Origin of the sequence: Acidithiobacillus concretivorus, from assembly GCF_018853445.1 — a bacterium.
In the GTDB taxonomy this organism is placed as follows: domain Bacteria; phylum Pseudomonadota; class Gammaproteobacteria; order Acidithiobacillales; family Acidithiobacillaceae; genus Acidithiobacillus; species Acidithiobacillus concretivorus.
Genome location: NZ_JABELD010000107.1, coordinates 1 through 384, shown reverse-complemented (window position 1 = coordinate 384; position 384 = coordinate 1). Strand labels below are relative to the sequence as shown.

The 384-nt window shown below is 54.4% G+C and carries 1 pseudogene; it reads right to left on the bottom strand.

Going from position 1 to position 384, the window contains the following annotated elements:
• A pseudogene (locus tag HJG40_RS12065) lies at positions 1 to 369 on the bottom strand (IS21 family transposase); the annotation flags it as partial.
• Positions 370 to 384 lie beyond the last annotated feature (15 nt).

The following is a 384-nucleotide window of genomic DNA, read 5'->3' as shown; positions in this document are numbered from 1 at the left end:
CCAGATCGTCCGTGTCTTCTGCTCGGGGTGTGCATGATTCTGTGCCCGCTCCTGACAGCGTTCCCAGAGCCAGGTGTTCAGCTGATCCAGTGTTTCAAAGCGCGGAAGCGGGGTAAAAAACCATTCACGGATATTCCCGACCTGATTCTCGACCTGTCCCTTCTCCCATCCAGCTGCTACCGTGCAGGCGGTGGGTCGAATCAGATAATGGTTCATAAGGGCCAGGAAACGCCGATTAAAATCCCGTTCCTGACCTTTGAGGGGACGATGATATACCACGTCCACGATGGTCTTGGGGTTATCGTAAATACCCCGCTCAGGGACCCCTTCAAAGGCTAGAAAAGCTTCCTGATGGGCGGCGAAGACCATCTCCTGGGTTTCTCT